The sequence below is a fragment of the Limnospira sp. genome, assembly GCF_051859755.1.
In the GTDB taxonomy this organism is placed as follows: domain Bacteria; phylum Cyanobacteriota; class Cyanobacteriia; order Cyanobacteriales; family Microcoleaceae; genus Limnospira; species Limnospira fusiformis.
This window is the reverse complement of record NZ_JBIMLI010000027.1, coordinates 43,110-44,706: the sequence shown is the minus strand read 5'-3', so window position 1 is coordinate 44,706 and position 1,597 is coordinate 43,110. Positions and strand designations below refer to the sequence as shown.

The following is a 1,597-nucleotide window of genomic DNA, read 5'->3' as shown; positions in this document are numbered from 1 at the left end:
ATATTCAACCAAGGGGCTGAATTCCCTACCAGGCGGTTATTTCGGGCATTGCAGCCCTATTTCATGCCTGAACGTCTCGCACGCTTTCTATATCCTAACAAAGATAGTAATAGAAACCCGGTTTATGGCAACTTGGCTATAATAGTCGTAACCCCCTAGTATCAACCCATATCCCCATCCTCAATATGACATTCATCACCGATACTCCGGTAACTTGGCAATACCTAGACATTGATGCTCAAAATCAGGCAACTATTGCCAATAGTCGCGTTTCAGTTGCCCAACTGATTCAAGAAAAACACGCCCACGGCTGGAGTCCAGAAGAGCTGCACTTTCAACACCCAGAAATTTCCCTCGCTGCCATTTATTCTGCCCTCAGTTATTACTACACCTATCAACACCAAATTGATGCTCAAATTGCTCAAGAACAAGAAAAAATCCAGAACCTGCAAGCTGATTTAATTACAATGAGAGTCGGTCATCATACTGCCGATTTTCAACAAATGCTTCAGCAAAAACGGCAGCAGCAGCCAGGATGAAAATGGCAATATATTACTATTTCGATGCTCCACTCCATCGAGCGATTAAGATTGGTTTACAACTGAAATTGGTTGAGGTTATGACCGCTCAAGAAGACAATAATAGTAGTGCTATTGATGAAATAATTTTGAGTCTTTATGTGCAACTAAAGCGTCCTCTTGTAACCACGAATCATGATTTTCTAGTGTTAGATAAAAATTGCGTCAATCAAGGTAAAGCGTTTACCGGAATTTTCTTTTTCAGTCCTCAAGTGTCGATGGGTTATGCGATCGAAGAGTTAGAGGTTTACGCCAAAATGGGAGAATTAGAAGATTTCGCCAATCAAGTAATTTTTATTGGATGTTGAACTGCCGCCGCTTTATCCATGAGAGGAAAAGCCATGAACTAATGAACTTTGTTGTTGGCATCAAAAATACAGACTATGCAGCTTCCCTAGAAGTTCGCAAGATTTATCCAGTCTTACCCGACTCAAAAGCGAATAGTCATCAAATGCTGCGGATAATTGATGAATCAGGGGAAGATTACCTCTATCCTAACGCATATTTTATGCCTATTGAACTCTCTGCCTCTCTCCAACAAGTTCTGGAAATGTCTGAGGTTGAGTGGAATCAAAGAAACCGGGTTGCTGTCAGGGTTTCTGTATCCTAACCGAGATATCCATAGAAACCCGGTTTCTCAGCATTTAGCTATAATAGGATGACCAACTACCGCCGACAGCAGAAACCCTATGGTTGCGGATTTTGGGGACGGGGAGAGTCCAAAAACAAGCCTTGCAAGAACTCTATCAACTACCAGGAGACAATCCCACCCGAGAAACCACGCTAGAATTACTGTATAACCTGCGCGCGATGCTAGAAGCGCGGCAAAATTTAGACCCAGAAGAGAGAGAGTTAATTATGGAACTATCACCCCTGTATTTACAACGGTTACAAACTGTTAAGGAAGAAGGTATCCAACAAGGAGTTCAGCAAGGACAGCGATCGCTCCTAGAAAGTATGCTACAAGTGAAGTTTGGGGCGGTCGATGCCGAATTAGCTGAGATTATCGACCGGTTGAT

3 protein-coding genes and 1 pseudogene are annotated in these 1,597 nt (G+C 42.6%); all 4 read left to right on the top strand.

Annotated elements, in window-relative coordinates; genetic code table 11:
- The first annotated feature begins 185 nt into the window (after positions 1-185).
- Positions 186-539, top strand: coding sequence for a DUF433 domain-containing protein (locus ACTIE0_RS07255; protein WP_006623786.1), 354 nt, complete (start codon positions 186-188; stop codon positions 537-539).
- 2 nt (positions 540-541) lie between these two features.
- The gene (locus ACTIE0_RS07250; RefSeq protein WP_006668474.1) at positions 542-886 is read left to right on the top strand and encodes a DUF5615 family PIN-like protein; all 345 of its coding nucleotides are present in this window, start codon (positions 542-544) and stop codon (positions 884-886) included.
- Positions 887-927: 41 nt separating this feature from the next.
- On the top strand, positions 928-1,188 hold the full coding sequence (locus tag ACTIE0_RS07245; RefSeq protein ID WP_006623788.1) for a hypothetical protein: 261 nt from the start codon (positions 928-930) through the stop codon (positions 1,186-1,188).
- 53 nt (positions 1,189-1,241) lie between these two features.
- Positions 1,242-1,597 (top strand): annotated as a pseudogene (locus tag ACTIE0_RS07240) (hypothetical protein); the annotation flags it as partial.